The 15,589-nt window shown below is 53.7% G+C and carries 17 protein-coding genes and 1 riboswitch; of the genes, 8 read left to right on the forward strand and 9 right to left on the reverse strand.

Annotated features, from left to right (window positions below):
• Positions 1 to 52 precede the first annotated feature (52 nt).
• Positions 53 to 1,039, reverse strand: a complete 987-nt coding sequence (locus tag VH187_RS06755) for an IS110 family RNA-guided transposase (protein WP_329700711.1) — start codon at positions 1,037 to 1,039, stop codon at positions 53 to 55.
• Between the two features lie 240 nt (positions 1,040 to 1,279).
• The gene (gene ubiK / locus VH187_RS06760) at positions 1,280 to 1,570 is read right to left on the reverse strand and encodes a ubiquinone biosynthesis accessory factor UbiK (protein WP_329700712.1); all 291 of its coding nucleotides are present in this window, start codon (positions 1,568 to 1,570) and stop codon (positions 1,280 to 1,282) included.
• Positions 1,571 to 1,693: 123 nt separating this feature from the next.
• A riboswitch (FMN riboswitch) is annotated at positions 1,694 to 1,843 on the forward strand.
• A gap of 102 nt (positions 1,844 to 1,945) precedes the next feature.
• Between ubiK and ribB the strand changes: the two genes are divergently transcribed.
• Positions 1,946 to 2,599 (forward strand): 3,4-dihydroxy-2-butanone-4-phosphate synthase, encoded by a 654-nt coding sequence (ribB, locus tag VH187_RS06765; protein ID WP_329700713.1) that lies wholly within the window; start codon positions 1,946 to 1,948, stop codon positions 2,597 to 2,599.
• Between the two features lie 48 nt (positions 2,600 to 2,647).
• On the opposite strand, the gene zupT is transcribed toward ribB, so the two are convergent.
• Positions 2,648 to 3,421, reverse strand: a complete 774-nt coding sequence (gene zupT, locus VH187_RS06770) for a zinc transporter ZupT (RefSeq protein ID WP_329700714.1) — start codon at positions 3,419 to 3,421, stop codon at positions 2,648 to 2,650.
• A 196-nt stretch (positions 3,422 to 3,617) separates the two neighbouring features.
• Between zupT and ygiD the strand changes: the two genes are divergently transcribed.
• Positions 3,618 to 4,406, forward strand: a complete 789-nt coding sequence (gene ygiD / locus VH187_RS06775; RefSeq protein WP_329700715.1) for a 4,5-DOPA-extradiol-dioxygenase — start codon at positions 3,618 to 3,620, stop codon at positions 4,404 to 4,406.
• Between the two features lie 73 nt (positions 4,407 to 4,479).
• Here the strand turns inward: ygiD and VH187_RS06780 are convergent, their stop codons facing one another.
• The 3 genes from VH187_RS06780 to tolC form a co-directional block, all read right to left on the reverse strand.
• The gene (locus VH187_RS06780; RefSeq protein WP_329700716.1) at positions 4,480 to 5,640 is read right to left on the reverse strand and encodes a glutathionylspermidine synthase family protein; all 1,161 of its coding nucleotides are present in this window, start codon (positions 5,638 to 5,640) and stop codon (positions 4,480 to 4,482) included.
• Between the two features lie 5 nt (positions 5,641 to 5,645).
• Positions 5,646 to 6,308: a DUF1190 family protein gene (locus VH187_RS06785; RefSeq protein ID WP_329700717.1), complete on the reverse strand. Its 663-nt coding sequence runs from the start codon at positions 6,306 to 6,308 to the stop codon at positions 5,646 to 5,648.
• A 172-nt stretch (positions 6,309 to 6,480) separates the two neighbouring features.
• Positions 6,481 to 7,959, reverse strand: coding sequence for an outer membrane channel protein TolC (tolC, locus tag VH187_RS06790; protein ID WP_329700718.1), 1,479 nt, complete (start codon positions 7,957 to 7,959; stop codon positions 6,481 to 6,483).
• A gap of 205 nt (positions 7,960 to 8,164) precedes the next feature.
• On the opposite strand from tolC, the gene nudF reads away from it, so the two are divergent.
• From nudF to parE, 5 genes are read left to right on the forward strand one after another with little or no spacing between them, the layout of a single operon-like run.
• Positions 8,165 to 8,797, forward strand: a complete 633-nt coding sequence (nudF, locus tag VH187_RS06795; RefSeq protein WP_329700719.1) for an ADP-ribose diphosphatase — start codon at positions 8,165 to 8,167, stop codon at positions 8,795 to 8,797.
• Positions 8,794 to 9,216: a DUF1249 family protein gene (locus VH187_RS06800; protein ID WP_329700720.1), complete on the forward strand. Its 423-nt coding sequence runs from the start codon at positions 8,794 to 8,796 to the stop codon at positions 9,214 to 9,216. The genes nudF and VH187_RS06800 overlap by 4 nt, the downstream gene beginning before the upstream one ends.
• Before the next feature lie 24 nt (positions 9,217 to 9,240).
• A complete protein-coding gene (gene cpdA, locus VH187_RS06805) occupies positions 9,241 to 10,071 on the forward strand; it encodes a 3',5'-cyclic-AMP phosphodiesterase (protein ID WP_329700721.1) in 831 nt (276 codons plus the stop codon).
• Positions 10,071 to 10,646 (forward strand): esterase YqiA, encoded by a 576-nt coding sequence (gene yqiA, locus VH187_RS06810; protein ID WP_329700722.1) that lies wholly within the window; start codon positions 10,071 to 10,073, stop codon positions 10,644 to 10,646. The genes cpdA and yqiA overlap by 1 nt, the downstream gene beginning before the upstream one ends.
• A gap of 27 nt (positions 10,647 to 10,673) precedes the next feature.
• Positions 10,674 to 12,569 (forward strand): DNA topoisomerase IV subunit B, encoded by a 1,896-nt coding sequence (gene parE, locus VH187_RS06815; RefSeq protein ID WP_329700723.1) that lies wholly within the window; start codon positions 10,674 to 10,676, stop codon positions 12,567 to 12,569.
• A 141-nt stretch (positions 12,570 to 12,710) separates the two neighbouring features.
• Here parE and VH187_RS06820 read toward each other — a convergent pair whose 3' ends face one another.
• Complete coding sequence (locus VH187_RS06820; RefSeq protein ID WP_329700724.1) at positions 12,711 to 13,355, reverse strand: Qnr family pentapeptide repeat protein; 645 nt, start codon at positions 13,353 to 13,355, stop codon at positions 12,711 to 12,713.
• 179 nt (positions 13,356 to 13,534) lie between these two features.
• Positions 13,535 to 13,972 carry a hypothetical protein gene (locus tag VH187_RS06825; protein ID WP_329700727.1) on the reverse strand — a complete coding sequence of 146 codons (438 nt, stop codon included), beginning with the start codon at positions 13,970 to 13,972 and terminating at the stop codon, positions 13,535 to 13,537.
• A 352-nt stretch (positions 13,973 to 14,324) separates the two neighbouring features.
• On the opposite strand from VH187_RS06825, the gene VH187_RS06830 reads away from it, so the two are divergent.
• The gene (locus VH187_RS06830; protein WP_329700725.1) at positions 14,325 to 15,275 is read left to right on the forward strand and encodes a bifunctional helix-turn-helix transcriptional regulator/GNAT family N-acetyltransferase; all 951 of its coding nucleotides are present in this window, start codon (positions 14,325 to 14,327) and stop codon (positions 15,273 to 15,275) included.
• Between the two features lie 167 nt (positions 15,276 to 15,442).
• Here the strand turns inward: VH187_RS06830 and VH187_RS06835 are convergent.
• On the reverse strand, positions 15,443 to 15,589 hold a 147-nt coding region (locus VH187_RS06835; RefSeq protein WP_329699618.1), incomplete at its 5' end, for a putative quinol monooxygenase.

The following is a 15,589-nucleotide window of genomic DNA, read 5'->3' on the forward strand; positions in this document are numbered from 1 at the left end:
GAAACGGGCCGATTGGCCCGTTTTTTTATGCTGATGGCTGTCGTAGATACTGTTATGCCACGCAAGCATTTTCCATATGCAGAGTGGCATCGAACGGCTGTCCTGATTTCAGGACGCCGTACGCCACCTGCGCCAGTTTGCGCATCATTGCCCCGATTATCAGCTTCGCGCTCTTCCCGTTTTTCTCCAGTCTTTCCCTGAACACCCGCCCCCAGTCTGTTTTGTACAGCGCCACCATTGCCGGCATGTACAGCGCCCGGCGCAGTGACACGTGGCCCATCTTACTCATCCTGCTTACCCGCCTGATACTGCTTCCCGACTCATGCTGTTTCGGCGTCAGCCCCGCGAACGCCGCGAACTGCCGGGCCTCTCCGAACCGCTCCTTCAGCCCTACATATGCCAGCAGCACCGCAGACGTTTTCGGCCCGATACCCGGGATACTGTCCAGCAGTTTGCGTCGGTGCTTCATGTCCGGGTCATCATCCGTCAGGTCCTGTATCTGTTTTTCCAGGCGTTTCAGTTCGGTTTCCAGCCACAGCAGGTGCATGTCGATACTCGGCAGTTGCACGTCCCGCGCACATTCCTGCCGGTTTTTCTCCTGCACCCGCATCTCCGTCAGGGCCTGATGACGCAGCACCAGGGCCCGCAGGGCGCGCTCCAGCGGATGGGGGGCTTCCCATAGTGCCGGGCGTTTCTCCCGGCAAAAATACGCCAGCTGCCGCGCATCCACAGCGTCGGTTTTGCTGCGGATACCCTGACTCTGGACGAAGGCCTTGCTGAGCATCGGGTTGATGATGGAGACCTGATACCCGGCATCGCTGAGGTGCGCGGCGGCGTCCTCCATGTACGTTCCGGTGGCTTCCATACAGACATGGGCGTGCATAACCTGATGGCTGTGCAGCCAGTTGACCAGTTCATCATGGCCTTTAGTGGTGTTGGGGAATTTTTTGCTGCGGTGACGGCCATCAGGGCGCAACAGGTCGACATCGAGTTTAGCTTTGGCGACATCAATGCCGATAAAATAAAGTTCATGTTCCATCTTGTAACCATCCTTGCAAATGCGGGGTACCGGGGTAACCGGTCCATGATACTGTTCGGTTTATCAGATGTGGAGAAGCGCAGTCCGGTGCAAATTATCTACGACACAGATTCGGGGATCTAAGGCCGGGTACGGCATCCGGACTGCATGGCAGAGAGAACTGGCCGGTTCTCTCTGCACGGAAGGGATAATACAAGGCCGGGTAAGGCGATAGCCGCCACCCGGCAATGCACAGCGTAATCAGGCCTGATCGTCTACCGGTGGGATCGCCGGAGCGGATGTTGCGGCGGTAGAACGGTTTTCCAGATCGCTAAGACGCTGCTCAAGCAGGGCGAGCTTTTCACGCGTACGCAGCAATACCTGAGTCTGCACGTCGAACTCTTCACGGCTAACCAGATCCAAACGCGTCAGCTGAGATTGCAGCACCTGACGGATTTTCTTCTCTACGTCATCACCAAAGTCACGCAGGCCTTTCGGCATGGACTCGTGAACCTGGCGGGCGATCTGTTCAATTTTTTTCGGATCAATCATTACGGTTTCCCTGAGTCTTGTCGGTTTTGCTGATTATTGTAGTGCCTATAGCCTGAGCTATAAACCAGAAATGTTTGAAGCTTATGCATTGCCGCCAATAATCATTAGCGTTATAGTTATCCCGATTATTCTCAGGGCGGGGCGAAATTCCCCACCGGCGGTAAATCAACGTATGTTGAAAGCCCGCGAGCGCTTCAGACGTCAGTTTGAAGGTCAGCAGATCCGGTGTAATTCCGGGGCCGACGGTTAGAGTCCGGATGGGAGAGAGTGACGATCTACGGGCACGGCCCGCTCACGTTATTTTTTTGCCGCTTTGCCGGCGCTCCTAAGACTGCCCTGATTCTGGTAACCATAATTTTATTGAGGTCTTTTACCATGAATCAGACGCTACTTTCCTCTTTTGGTACTGCCATTGAGCGCGTTGAACACGCGTTATCCGCGCTGCGCGAAGGCCGCGGTGTGATGGTGCTCGACGACGAAAACCGCGAAAACGAAGGCGACATGATCTTTGCCGCCGAAACCATGACCGTTAAGCAGATGGCGCTGACCATTCGCCACGGCAGCGGCATTGTGTGCCTGTGCATCAACGAAGAGCGCCGCAAACAACTCGATCTGCCGATGATGGTCGATAACAACACCAGCGCCTTCGGCACCGGTTTTACCGTGACTATCGAAGCCGCGCATGGCGTAACTACTGGTGTTTCTGCCGCTGATCGCGTAACTACCGTGCGTGCGGCGATTGCCGACGGCGCTAAACCTTCTGACCTGCATCGTCCGGGCCACGTTTTCCCACTGCGTGCGCAGGCGGGTGGCGTGCTGACTCGCGGCGGTCATACCGAAGCGACGCTTGATTTGGTGACGCTGGCGGGCTTCAAACCTGCGGGTGTGCTGTGTGAACTGACCAATGACGATGGCACCATGGCGCGTGCGCCGGAATGCATCAAGTTTGCCGCCGAGCACAACATGCCAGTGGTGACCATTGAAGATCTGGTGGAATACCGCCAAAAGCACGAACGTAAAGCCAGCTAAGTTTTGCTGAGCTGACATGAATAACGCCGGGATTATCCCGGCGTTTTGCTATGCGAAACCCATTGATTGAAGCAGAACCAGACTCAGCCCCATCACCGACATCCCGCACAATACACCGTAGCTAGGATTGTTATGCGGGTCGATTTCTTTCGCCAGCGGCATCAGCTCATCCACCGACAACGCCACCATAATCCCGGCGACAGCAGCCATGATCGCGGCCATCACCACAGGCGACACCAGCGATCCGAGGATCAGCCACGCCAGCACCCCGCCGAGAATTTCGGCCATTCCGGAAATCCCTGCCCAGAATATCGCTTTGCGTTTGGATCCCGTTGCGGCATAAACCGGCCCTGCAACAGCCAGACCTTCAGGAATATTGTGTAACGCCACGGCCAGCGCAATACCAAAACCCAATTCCAGATTACTGCTGGCGGTGACATACGTCGCTACCCCTTCCGGGAAGTTATGCAAACTGATACCGAGCGTCAGCAGAATAGCGGTGCGGCGTAAATTGCGCGGCATCACCGCTTTATCGCCCTGCATCAAATCTTGTGGGTGAGCGTGCGGCAGCATTCGGTCGAGGCCGAAATAGCCCAACAGGCCCACCACAAACATGCCATAGCCGAGTAAGGGAGACATGCCCTGCGTGCCAAGTGCGGCGGGCAGCATTTCCATCAACGAGATAAGCAGCATGATCCCCGCAGCAAAGCCGAGGGAAAAGGCGAGTACCCGGTTAGACGGTTTCTGGCCAATAACGCCGAGGATAGCCCCAATGAAGGTAGCGCCACCGGCAAGCAAGGTCAGGAGCAAAGGTACTGACATGAAAACTCCTTTATGATAATCATTATCATTTATGGTAAAGGCCAATGTCCCCAAAAGCGAGAGGGAAGACGGCGCTTTTACCTGTCCTTACATTCAAATTTCCTGATGATCTCCATCACCGTTATCTGAGTTCTTCCCTGGTCGAAAACGCGTAATGTAGACCCATCAAATCGACTGTTCCTGTAAGGATATCACCATGTCTTCTTCCCGTATGCCAGCGCTGTTTTTAGGTCACGGTAGCCCGATGAACGTGCTGGAAGATAACGTCTACACCCGCGCCTGGCGGCAGCTCGGCGAAACGCTGCCGCGTCCGAAGGCGATTGTGGCGATTTCCGCACACTGGTTTACTCGCGGAACAGGCGTCACGGCGATGGAAGCGCCAAAAACCATTCATGATTTTGGTGGGTTTCCACAGGCACTGTACGACACGCATTATCCGGCTCCCGGTTCGCCTGAACTGGCGCAGCGTTTGGTTGATCTGCTGGCTCCGGTGCCCGTCGCCCTCGACAAAGAAGCCTGGGGTTTTGACCACGGCTCCTGGGGCGTGCTGATCAAAATGTATCCGGATGCAGACATCCCGATGGTGCAGCTCAGCATCGACAGCACAAAACCGCCAGCCTGGCACATGGAAATGGGTCGTAAACTGGCTGCGTTGCGTGAAGAAGGCATTATGCTGGTGGCGAGCGGAAACGTGGTGCACAACCTGCGAACAGCACGCTGGCATGGCGAAAACACGCCATATCCGTGGGCGACATCGTTCAATGAATTTGTGAAAGATAATCTTCGCTGGCAAGGTCCGACCGAAGAACACCCGCTGGTGAATTATCTCGATCACGAAGGTGGGGCGTTATCGAGCCCAACCGCAGACCACTATCTGCCCCTGCTGTATGTATTGGGCGCGTGGGATGGCAAAGAGCCAATCACGTTGCCGACAGACGGCGTTGAAATGGGCAGTTTAAGTATGCTTTCGGTACAGATTGGTTGATACAAAAAGCCCGGTGGCACATGTGTGCTGACCGGGCCTTTATTGCGTTTGAAACGAGCTTTATTCGCCGAGTTTATCCGACAAAAACATGCGGATAGAAACGGGACAGATCCTGAGTGATCAACGCCCGATCTTCACGAATACCGATCCCGGCAGGCTGATCGTTGATAAGCCAGCTGCCAATCAGTGTATAGCTGTCGCCAAATTTCGGCAGTTCATAGAACTGCTGAACAATCATCCCTTCTTCACCGTACGGCCCTTCAACCGCTTCCAGCACTTTGCCGTTTTCGACAATCGACACGTTAGCGCCTTCACGGGAGAAAATCGGCTTGATGACGTATTTGTCCATCGGCGGGTAGTTGTCTTCGGCGAAATACGCAGGCAACAAGTTCGGGTGATCCGGGAACATTTCCCACAGCATCGGCAGCAGCGCTTTGTTGGAGATAATGCTTTTCCACGCCGGTTCCAGCCAGCGCACGCCAGCATCTTCCAGTTTGGTGGAGAACATCTCGCGAAGCATGAATTCCCACGGATAGAGCTTGAACAGATTGCCGATGACCTGATCCTGCACGTCAGTGAACTGACCTTTTTCGCCGAGTCCGATATCTTCGATAAACAGAAACTCGCTCGCCACGCCTGCTTCGTTGGCGCAGTCTTGTAAATACTGGACTGTGCCTCTGTCTTCGGTGCTGTCACGACAGCAGGCGAAATGCAGCAGACCGAAACCGTGCTGTTCACGCAGTTCGGCGAAGCGCTCAATCAGCTTTTCCTGCAAGCTGTTGAACTGATCGCTGCCTGCGGGAAGGTTTCCGGCATTCTGCTGATCTTCCAGCCAGATCCACTGGAAGAATGCGGCTTCATACAACGAGGTCGGCGTGTCGGCGTTATTTTCCAGAAGCTTCGGTTCACCTTTGCCATCCCACGCTAAATCGAGGCGGGAATAGAGCGACGGCTGCTGCGTTTGCCATGACTGACGCACAAAGCTCCAGGTATGTTTCGGGATGCGGAATTTCGCCAACAGCACATCGCTGGCGACGACGCGCTCCACCACTTTCAGGCACATCTGGTGCAGTTCAGCGGTGACGTCTTCCAGTTTTTCGACCTGTTCGAGGGTCAGTTGGTAATACGCATCTTCACACCAGTACGGCTCGCCATACATAGTGTGAAAGTTGAAGCCATATTCGGTGGCTTTTTCGCGCCAGTCCGGACGTTCGACAATGCTGACTCTTTCCATGGCAATTAGCCGCCCATTGAACGCGTGGACGTGCCTGCGGCACTGCGCGACATGCTGGACTGTTTCGCCACGGACTCACCAAAGCCGCCGCGTGTCACGGTGCTGGTGGTCGCCGGTTTCGGTGCCATCGCAGTTTTCGGCACGTTCATGGTACGGCCCGATTGCGCTGCACCATAACCTTTGCCGCTGGCGTCGGTGTATTGACCGTAGGCCGGGCTTCTTGGGTTTTTAGAGCTGAACAGTGGCTGCTGCTGCATGCCGCCGCTCATCATACGGCCCATCATGTAACCCGCCATAAGTGGCATCCAGAAGCTGCCGCTGCTTTGTGCCTGCGCCTGGCTTTCCGGTGCCATGCCTGCCTGAGCAGGTGCCTGCTGACACTGGCCTTCACCAAATTCCGCGATGCAATCTTCACGGCTGGCGTATTTCGGCGCGGTGCGTTCGGCTTCTTTCAGCGCATTGTTGTAGGACGCGGTACATTCGGCGCTTTTGCCCGGGTTCGCGCTCGAGCAGTCATCGGCGTTTTGATACATCGACACCGTTTCGTCTGTTTTTTCACAGCCCGCGAGCATAAAGACGGCGGTGATCGCCAGCGCGACAGGCGTCAGGTGGCGTGCGCCCCAGTTCTTGCGGAACGAAGCGTGATTAATTGTTTTTGTCCGTTTCATTATTTTTCATCCTGGACCCAGTGGTAGCGCTCAGGATAGAGGATGAGTGGTTGAAATTGAAGCGATGAGAGACTGCAGAGGGGGATCTTTACGTTGCCTTACGTTTATTTTTGCGGGAACGCGGGGAGAAGTGATTTAACCCCGGCGAGCGATGTCGCCGGGGTTGCCCGAATCAGTTTTTGAACGGGTTAGAGCCCTGGCTGCTGCTGGAACGCTGAGCGGCAGGCTGTGCCGCCGGAGCGGTGCTTGCGCTGTTGCCATTGTAACCATCAGCATTGGCGTCTTGCTGGCTGTTTTCCGGTGCAACGGTTTCTGGTGAGGTAGAAACGGCTTTACCGAGCGTGCCATTCAACGCCAACAGATCGTTTTCGTTGAGCGTACCCAACGCGGACTTGATGTTCAGCTGGTTAATCAGGTAGCTGTAACGTGCGCTGGAAAGCTGCTGCTTCGCGTTATACAGCGTGGTGGTTGCATCCAACACATCAACGATGGTACGAGTACCGACCTGGTAGCCCGCTTCCATCGCATCTAAAGAGCTTTGCGCAGAAACAACGGCCTGTTTGTAGGCGTTGATGCTGCTGATGGAGGCATTGATGTTATTAAAGGAAGAACGCACGGTCTGAACCGCGTTGCGGTGCGCGCTTTCAAGCTGCTCGCTGGCACCCACGAAATTGTACTGCGCCTGTTTCACCTGTGAAGTCACAGAGCCACCGCTGTACAGCGGCAGATTGAAGTTCAGGCCAATCTGATTCTGACCGATATTGCGATCGGTATACTGGCTGCTGGTCGCGTTGCTGCCGTCGTATTTGGTGTCGGAAACACCAGTGGACGCCGTCAGGCCAACGGTTGGCATGTGGCCCGTTTCCGCATAGCGGATCTGCTCACGTGCCAGGTCCTGGCTCAGACGAGCCTGCAACAAGGCCAGGTTACGGCTTTCCGCTTCTTTCAGCAGCGAATTCACCGGCTGTGGCTTGTCGGTTTTAAAGTTGCCGACGTTTAGCGAAGAGAGTTCAGGGTAGTAATTACCCGTCACCTGACGCAGCTGTTCAACCGCATTGTCGAGATTGTTGCGGGCAGTGACTTCATTCGCCAGCACGGTATCGTACTGTGAACGGGCGTTCTGCACGTCAGTGATAGCCACCAGGCCCACGTTAAAACGCTGAGTCGTCTGGTCTAACTGACGGTAAATCGCTTGTTTCTGCGCTTCGGTGTAAGAGAGCGAGTCGATCGCGCTCAGTACGTTGAAATAAGCGGTCGCGGTGTTCAGGATCAGCGTCTGCTGGTCAGTCTGATACGTGACATCCTGGATACCGGCGGTTTTTTCTTGCAGCGTCAGTGCGCGCCATTTCGACATATCGAAGATGGTCTGCGTCAATGTCAGTGCAGCACTGGTTGCGTTAGTATTAATACCGTCATTATCTTTAAAGCCGTTGGTGTAGGTGTAATCTGCACCTAAACCGAGCTGCGGTAATAACGGGCTGCGTGCTTCGTTAATTTTCTCGAATGCAGCATCGCGATCGGCCGCGGACTTACGCAGGTCCGGGTTGCTCAAACGTGCCTGCTGATAAACCTGCAACAGGTTTTCCGCATGGCTTACTACGCTGAAGCCCGTCAGGCTCAAGCCGATAAGGATGGGGAGCAATTTCTTCATTTGCATTCCTTGTTGTGAAGCATTTAGCGCTGATCTAATTCAAAAAGATGCGTCGATTGTATCAGAGTCCGGTCGCGTAAAAAGTTGGCGTATCGTGCCATCTGGCGTTAATTTGCACCAATCTACCACAGCAAAAGTAAAACAGAAGCCAATAGCGAGCCGAAATCCCTGATTTCGCCACCACTTTACTGACAGGACATCGACGATGACCCTAAAAAATGAATCTGTCGTCACGCACGGCAAAAACGATGTAGAAATTATTGCACGGGATACGCGATACAGCGGTTTTTTTTCAATTGATTTGTATCGGTTTCGTCACCGTTTGTTCAATGGTGAAATGAGTGGAGACATTACGCGCGAAATTTTTGAGCGCGGGCACGCTGCAGTCTTGCTACCCTTTGACCCAGTGCGTGATGAAGTGGTACTGATCGAACAGATTCGCATCGCTGCGTTTGATACCAGCGAAAGCCCGTGGTTGCTCGAAATGGTTGCTGGCATGATCGAAGAGGGCGAAACCCCGGAAGACGTGGCTCGCCGGGAAGCGGTTGAAGAAGCGGGTCTTGAGGTCAAACGTACTAAAAATGTGTTGAGCTATCTGGCAAGCCCTGGTGGTGCCAGTGAGCGTTCTACCATCTTTGTGGGCGAAGTGGACGCCGCAACCGCGCAAGGCATTCACGGTCTGGCAGATGAAAACGAAGATATTCGGGTTCATGTGGTAAGCAGGGAGCAGGCTTACCAATGGGTAGAAGAGGGAAAAATTGATAACGCAGCCTCTGTCATCGCCCTGCAATGGCTGCAATTGCATCATCTGGCTTTACGAGACGAGTGGACAAAATGAAGCGCTATACACCTGACTTCCCTGAAATGATGCGCCTGTGCGAAACCAATTTCGCACAGCTGCGCCGCCTGCTGCCTCAAACAGATGCGCCTGGCGAAACGGTGAGTTATCAGGTGGCCAATGCGCAATACCGGTTAACCATCCGTGAATCCACCCGCTACACTACGTTGGTGGAAATCGAACAGACGGTGCCCGCCGTCAGCTACTGGAGCCTGCCGTCAATGTCGGTGCGCCTTTACCATGACGCGATGGTGGCTGAAGTGTGTTCGAGTCAGCAGATTTTTCGCTTCAAAGCGCGGTATGATTATCCGAATAAAAAGTTGCATCAACGCGACGAAAAGCATCAAATTAACCAGTTTTTGGCCGATTGGCTGAGGTATTGTTTAGCACATGGAGCGATGGCGATTCCGGTTTGTTAGCGTCGTGAAACCAAAGGACACCATTTGGAAAGCCTGTTAAATCTCTCTCTGGCTGGTGAGGCCAGGTTCAGAGTTTTACAAATTACAGATACTCACCTGTTTGCTGAAAAACACGAAACGTTGTTAGGGGTGAACACCTGGGATAGCTACCAGGCGATCCTTGCGGCTATCCACCGCACCTCGCAGCGTGATTGCGATCTCGTCGTCGCCACCGGGGATTTAGCACAGGATCACTCCTCTGCGGCCTACCAGCACTTTGCGGAAGGCATCGCGGGGTTTGCTGCGCCCTGCGTCTGGTTGCCCGGTAACCACGATTTTCAACCTGCCATGTACAGCGCGTTGCAGGATGCGGGGATTTCGCCAGCAAAACATGTTTTTGCCGGTGATCACTGGCAAATTCTGATGCTCGACAGCCAGGTTTTTGGTGTGCCACACGGTGAATTAAGCGAATTTCAGCTTGAATGGTTGGAAAAACGCCTGACCGAATCCCCAGAGCGCTCAACGCTTTTGCTGCTGCATCACCATCCGATGCCGTCAGGATGTAGCTGGCTTGATCAGCACAGCCTGCGTAACGCTGGCGCGTTGGATCGCGTATTAATGCGCTTCCCGCGAGTGAAACATTTGCTCTGCGGCCATATTCATCAAGAGATGGATGTGGACTGGAACGGACGCCGCATGATGGCGACGCCGTCCACCTGCGTGCAGTTCAAACCGCACTGCGCGAATTTTACACTTGATACTGTCGCCCCCGGTTGGCGCTGGCTGGAATTGCATGCAGACGGCACGTTAACCACCGAAGTTTGCCGCCTGGATGGCACGCAATTCCGCCCGGACACGGCTTCAGAAGGATATTGATGTCTACGCTTCTTTACCTCCATGGATTTAACAGCTCACCGCGCTCAGCCAAAGCGACGGCGATGAAATCGTGGCTTGCCGAAAATCATCCGCATATCGAGATGGTGGTGCCACAACTGCCTGCGTTTCCAGCGGAAGCCGCTGAATTATTAGAAAAACTTGTTCTGCAACATGGTGGTGCGCCGTTGGGCATTGTAGGCTCCTCGTTAGGCGGTTATTACGCCACCTGGCTGTCACAATGCTTCATGTTGCCTGCCGTGGTCGTCAACCCGGCGGTGCGTCCATTTGAGCTGCTCGCAGGCTATCTGGGACATAATGAGAATCCCTACACCGGGGAGCAATATGTGCTAGAGTCACGCCATATTTACGATCTGAAAGTGATGCAAATCGACCCGCTCGAAGCGCCGGACTTGCTCTGGTTGCTCCAGCAAACGGGCGACGAAGTGCTCGATTATCGACAGGCTGTGGACTACTTCGCTGCCTGCCGTCAAACGGTCGAGGAGGGCGGTAATCATGCATTTATCGGCTTTGAAGATCATTTCACACAGATTATCGATTTTCTGGGTCTGCGTTAATCAGCCCTAACAACTCGTGAACATACCATGACGCAATCTTCTTATAATGCTGATGCCATTGAGGTACTCACTGGGCTTGAGCCGGTTCGCCGCCGCCCGGGAATGTACACCGACACCACGCGTCCTAACCATTTGGGTCAGGAAGTTATTGATAACAGCGTGGATGAAGCACTGGCGGGCCACGCTAAGCGCGTGGAAGTTATCTTACATGCCGATCAATCGCTGGAAGTTATCGATGATGGCCGCGGTATGCCTGTCGATATTCACCCGGAAGAGGGTGTCCCGGCGGTCGAACTGATCCTTTGCCGTCTGCACGCAGGCGGTAAATTCTCCAACAAAAACTACCAATTTTCTGGCGGCCTGCATGGCGTAGGGATTTCGGTCGTGAATGCCCTTTCTACTCGTGTAGAAGTGAACGTGCGCCGCGACGGTCAGATTTACACTATCGCCTTCGAAAATGGCGACAAAGTGGAAGATCTGCACGTCACTGGCACAGTCGGTAAACGCAACACCGGCACCAGCGTGCATTTCTGGCCAGACGGCAGTTTCTTCGACAGCCCACGTTTCTCCGTTTCTCGCCTGTCGCACTTGCTGAAAGCGAAAGCGGTGCTTTGCCCGGGCGTTGAAATCGTCTTTAAAGACAAAGTGAACAACAGCGAGCAGACCTGGTGCTACGCCGACGGTCTGAACGACTATCTGTGTGAAGCCGTTAACGGCCTGCCACTGTTGCCGGAAAAACCGTTCGTCGGCAGCTTTGCCGGTGACACCGAAGCCGTAGACTGGGCGCTGCTTTGGCTGCCGGAAGGCGGCGAACTGCTGACCGAAAGCTACGTCAACCTAATCCCGACTATGCAAGGCGGTACGCACGTCAATGGTCTGCGTCAGGGCCTGCTCGACGCGATGCGTGAGTTCTGCGAATACCGCAATATTCTGCCGCGCGGCGTGAAGCTGTCAGCGGAAGATATCTGGGATCGCTGCGCGTACGTGCTGTCGGTAAAAATGCAGGATCCGCAGTTTGCCGGGCAGACCAAAGAACGTCTGTCATCGCGTCAGTGTGCGGCCTTCGTTTCGGGCGTAGTAAAAGACGCCTTCAGTCTGTGGCTGAACCAGAACGTGCAGGCGGCAGAAATGCTGGCTGAAATGGCGATTTCCAGCGCTCAGCGCCGCTTACGTGCGGCGAAGAAAGTGGTACGTAAAAAGCTGACCAGCGGCCCTGCACTGCCGGGCAAACTGGCAGACTGTACCGCGCAGGATTTGAACCGCACCGAACTGTTCCTCGTCGAAGGGGATTCCGCAGGCGGTTCAGCCAAACAGGCGCGTGACCGTGAATATCAGGCGATCATGCCGCTGAAAGGTAAGATCCTGAACACCTGGGAAGTGTCGTCCGACGAAGTGCTGGCCTCGCAGGAAGTGCACGACATTTCCGTGGCGATCGGTATCGATCCGGACAGCGACGATCTGAGCCAGCTGCGCTACGGCAAGATCTGTATCCTCGCGGATGCGGACTCCGATGGTCTGCACATCGCCACGCTGCTGTGCGCGCTGTTCGTCAAACACTTCCGCCACGTGGTGAAAGCCGGGCACGTCTACGTTGCTATGCCGCCGCTGTACCGTATCGATCTCGGGAAAGAAGTTTTCTACGCGCTCGACGAGCAGGAAAAAGAAGGCGTGCTGGATCAGCTGAAACGCAAGAAAGGCAAACCGAACGTGCAGCGCTTTAAAGGTCTGGGTGAAATGAACCCACTCCAGCTGCGCGAAACGACGCTCGATCCTAACACCCGTCGTCTGGTGCAGTTGTATATCGACGACGACGCGGAACAGCAGACTGATGCGATGATGGACATGCTGCTCGCCAAAAAACGTTCCGAAGACCGCCGTAACTGGCTGCAGGACAAAGGCGACATGGCCGATCTCGAAGTCTGATCTTCGTGAGAAACACAAAAACCGGCGATTGCGCCGGTTTTTTTATGTCTGCAAATTGCCCGGCGGCGCAGGCGAGAGTGTTTGGTTTTGTAGGTCCGCTAAGCGAAGCGCCACCGGGCAACAGCCCGACAAATGAACGGGTTAACCGATAATAGCGATCCCAAGACGATCCATTATCAATGACACTTGATGGCTATCTAATTTGACGCCCTGTAAATCAACGCCTCGCACATCTAAATCACCCAATTCTGAGTTGGTCAGATCGCACTGCGTAAAGTTAGCAGCTCGCCAATCGAATGAGGAAAACTCACCGCCTGAGAGATCTGAGCCACTGAACGTCGCGCCCAGGATCTGAGTACCAACCCAACGGTTTTCCCAAAGCTCGCACTTTTCCAGCACAACCTTCGAAAAATTGGCGTAGCTGAGGTTAGTGTTAGTGATATAGGCACTGCAAAACCAGGTGCGTGTGGTGATCATATTCATAAAACTCGTGCCGCGAAAATCTGAGCCCTGAGCGCGACAACCACGAATTTCGATACCCAGCGCGCTGGCGCTCCTGAAATCCGCCATCGATAAATCACACTCTTTGAAAATCTCATCTTTCAAAATAGCGCGGCTGAAATTACAGCCTTTTTGGCTTTCGCGATCATAAAACTGACAGCCGATAAACTCCGTGCCGGTAAGGTCCGCGCCCGAAAAATCACAGTTAAAAAACGTGCTGTGTTCAATTTTCGCTCCCGTGAAGCGGTTTCTTTCAATTTTTTCGGCGGTCAACGCGAGCGTCATAGGAATAAGCCTGTTTTTTTATACAGTAAGTTGAGTCATGGTAATCGAATTTAACGTCGCGGGCCACCCTTCAAGTGCCTGCGAGATGCCCGGCGGCGCAGGCCTGCCGGGCCTACCAGATCGTACAATTTAATGATCTTGTAGGCCCGGTCAGCGAAGCGCCACCGGGCAACAGGCTCTCAATGCGCCGCGTTTTCGCCCAACCAACGAGGCGCTTTTAAATCCGCCGCAAACATCCACACCAGCTCGCACAGCAATCCCTTCAATGTTTTCTCTGATTCAGGCAGCAGCGACTGCTGGCACAACACCTGCGCCAGCGTCTGGCAATAATCGCACAGCGCCTGCGCATCCGGTTCGAAGAAGGATTGCACATCGGGAAGGGTATCGGCGGTGAAACGCGCAATCAAATGCGGCGGGATCGGCTCGTTAAGCGTCGGACGCAGCAGCGCCAGACAGGCACCCATGCGGCCCAATAGCGCCATTTTGTACGCCGGGTCGTCACATTCCATCAGGTTTTCAGCAAAGCGATCGCAGCAGTCAGCCAGATCGGTGAAATCCGTCGCGGCATTGAAGGGAACAGTCAGTAAATCGCAGTCGGTATTGAGGGTTATCGCCATGGTGGCAGCCTCCAGTGAGTGATGGTTTTCACAAGGTACAGAAATGCGCCATTGTGTCGTCACTAAGGTTTTTCAGGAGGCCAATCCCGGCATCTGATTTTGCAGGTGCGAAAGAAGAATACGGCGATAACCGGATATCGACAAGGGTAATTCTCGGAAGGAGGTTCTCATTTTGGGATGTAACTGGGGTTGGGTGTTACATTATTTAGATCAATAGGTTGTGTCTGGTTATAAGGTTAGGCCGAAGTCTGCCATTAATACCGCAATCAGCGAAGCAAACATGAAATAAGGAATTGACAAACTCTCGATGCAAATGGTTGTATTGTACAACTATAATTGAAAGGTAACGCTAATGATGTCAGAACGGAACACCATAAAAAACATACGTGCGGCATCACGTTTAATGGTGCGAGAACTCGGTTTCATGAACCAGAATCTGGCCGCAACGGATTATCCTCCCTCAGCCGTTCACTCCATGCTTGAAGTTGAAGCACATGGGTCAATGACAGCCGCTCAATTGGTGCAGATTTTGGGACTCGAGAAGTCCAGCGTCAGTCGCATGCTCGCTAAACTTGTCGAGGCCGGAGAACTTGAAGAAAATCCGTCCATTGAAGATGCGAGGACGAAGCTACTACGCCTCACCGGGAAGGGCAGAGAGACAGTTCAGACCATAAATGCTTACGCTGACCAACGGGTCGCAGCAGCACTCGGTAAGCTCGATCCGCTTACCCAGGAAGCGGTTTCACAGGGTATTTCTTCATACGCCAGCGCGTTGAAAGCCTGTCGCGAAAATACCGAAGGCAAAGTGCGAAACAGCTTCAAAATAGTCTCCGGTTATCATGCAGGCATGATTGGCCGCATTACTGAAATGCATGGCAGCTATTACGCCAGAGAGCACAACTTTGGCCATTTTTTTGAAGCGAAGGTTGCCGCAGGTCTTGCTGATTTTTCGGCCCGACTGGATAGGCCATGCAATAAGATTTGGTTAGGAATGGTGAACGAGCGCATAGTCGGCTCCGTTGCAATTGACGGTGAGGATCTGGGGAGTAATGAGGCGCATCTGCGCTGGTTTATCCTTGACGATGGTTGTCGTGGCAGTGGACTGGGAAGAAAACTCATTGCTGAGGCGATGCGTTTTTGTGATGAGCAACAGTTCTCTTCAGTCCAGTTATGGACGTTTAATCAACTTACTGCAGCAAGACGATTGTATGAGTCATTTGGATTTGAACTGTCGAAAGAATGGGAAGGCGATCAATGGGGCAGTACCATTACTGAGCAACAATTTATCAGGAAAATCATCTAAACATCGTTAATCACTTATCGTCTGGACATGATTCATTGCAGATTTGTTTCGATTAGTCACTGTGTCGCAAAAGAGTCATGTCCGCTGTCGGTACAAACCTATCCCCAACAAACAAAAAAGCCCGGTCCATCACGCAACCGGGCTTGATTCAAACTTAAAGCAAAAAATTACAACGCCGGTTCCAGAATACGGATATGGCTTTCCAGCACGTCGCCTTTGACGGCTTCGCTCCACGCTTTCATATGCGCGGTTTGCAAATGGGCTTCGAGATGGGCAACGGTTTCCCACAGTTCAACCATGGTGATGGAATCCGG

It is taken from the genome of Scandinavium sp., from assembly GCF_036271055.1.
GTDB lineage: Bacteria > Pseudomonadota > Gammaproteobacteria > Enterobacterales > Enterobacteriaceae > Scandinavium.

Excerpts from the sequence above, each read along its gene's own strand:
- VH187_RS06755 (WP_329700711.1), bottom strand. The coding sequence starts at position 1,039 with ATGGAACATGAACTTTATTTTATCGGCATTGATGTCGCCAAAGCTAAA.
- ubiK (WP_329700712.1), bottom strand. The coding sequence starts at position 1,570 with ATGATTGATCCGAAAAAAATTGAACAGATCGCCCGCCAGGTTCACGAG.
- ribB (WP_329700713.1), top strand. The coding sequence starts at position 1,946 with ATGAATCAGACGCTACTTTCCTCTTTTGGTACTGCCATTGAGCGCGTT.
- zupT (WP_329700714.1), bottom strand. The coding sequence starts at position 3,421 with ATGTCAGTACCTTTGCTCCTGACCTTGCTTGCCGGTGGCGCTACCTTC.
- ygiD (WP_329700715.1), top strand. The coding sequence starts at position 3,618 with ATGTCTTCTTCCCGTATGCCAGCGCTGTTTTTAGGTCACGGTAGCCCG.
- VH187_RS06780 (WP_329700716.1), bottom strand. The coding sequence starts at position 5,640 with ATGGAAAGAGTCAGCATTGTCGAACGTCCGGACTGGCGCGAAAAAGCC.
- VH187_RS06785 (WP_329700717.1), bottom strand. The coding sequence starts at position 6,308 with ATGAAACGGACAAAAACAATTAATCACGCTTCGTTCCGCAAGAACTGG.
- tolC (WP_329700718.1), bottom strand. The coding sequence starts at position 7,959 with ATGAAGAAATTGCTCCCCATCCTTATCGGCTTGAGCCTGACGGGCTTC.
- nudF (WP_329700719.1), top strand. The coding sequence starts at position 8,165 with ATGACCCTAAAAAATGAATCTGTCGTCACGCACGGCAAAAACGATGTA.
- VH187_RS06800 (WP_329700720.1), top strand. The coding sequence starts at position 8,794 with ATGAAGCGCTATACACCTGACTTCCCTGAAATGATGCGCCTGTGCGAA.
- yqiA (WP_329700722.1), top strand. The coding sequence starts at position 10,071 with ATGTCTACGCTTCTTTACCTCCATGGATTTAACAGCTCACCGCGCTCA.
- parE (WP_329700723.1), top strand. The coding sequence starts at position 10,674 with ATGACGCAATCTTCTTATAATGCTGATGCCATTGAGGTACTCACTGGG.
- VH187_RS06820 (WP_329700724.1), bottom strand. The coding sequence starts at position 13,355 with ATGACGCTCGCGTTGACCGCCGAAAAAATTGAAAGAAACCGCTTCACG.
- VH187_RS06825 (WP_329700727.1), bottom strand. The coding sequence starts at position 13,972 with ATGGCGATAACCCTCAATACCGACTGCGATTTACTGACTGTTCCCTTC.
- VH187_RS06830 (WP_329700725.1), top strand. The coding sequence starts at position 14,325 with ATGATGTCAGAACGGAACACCATAAAAAACATACGTGCGGCATCACGT.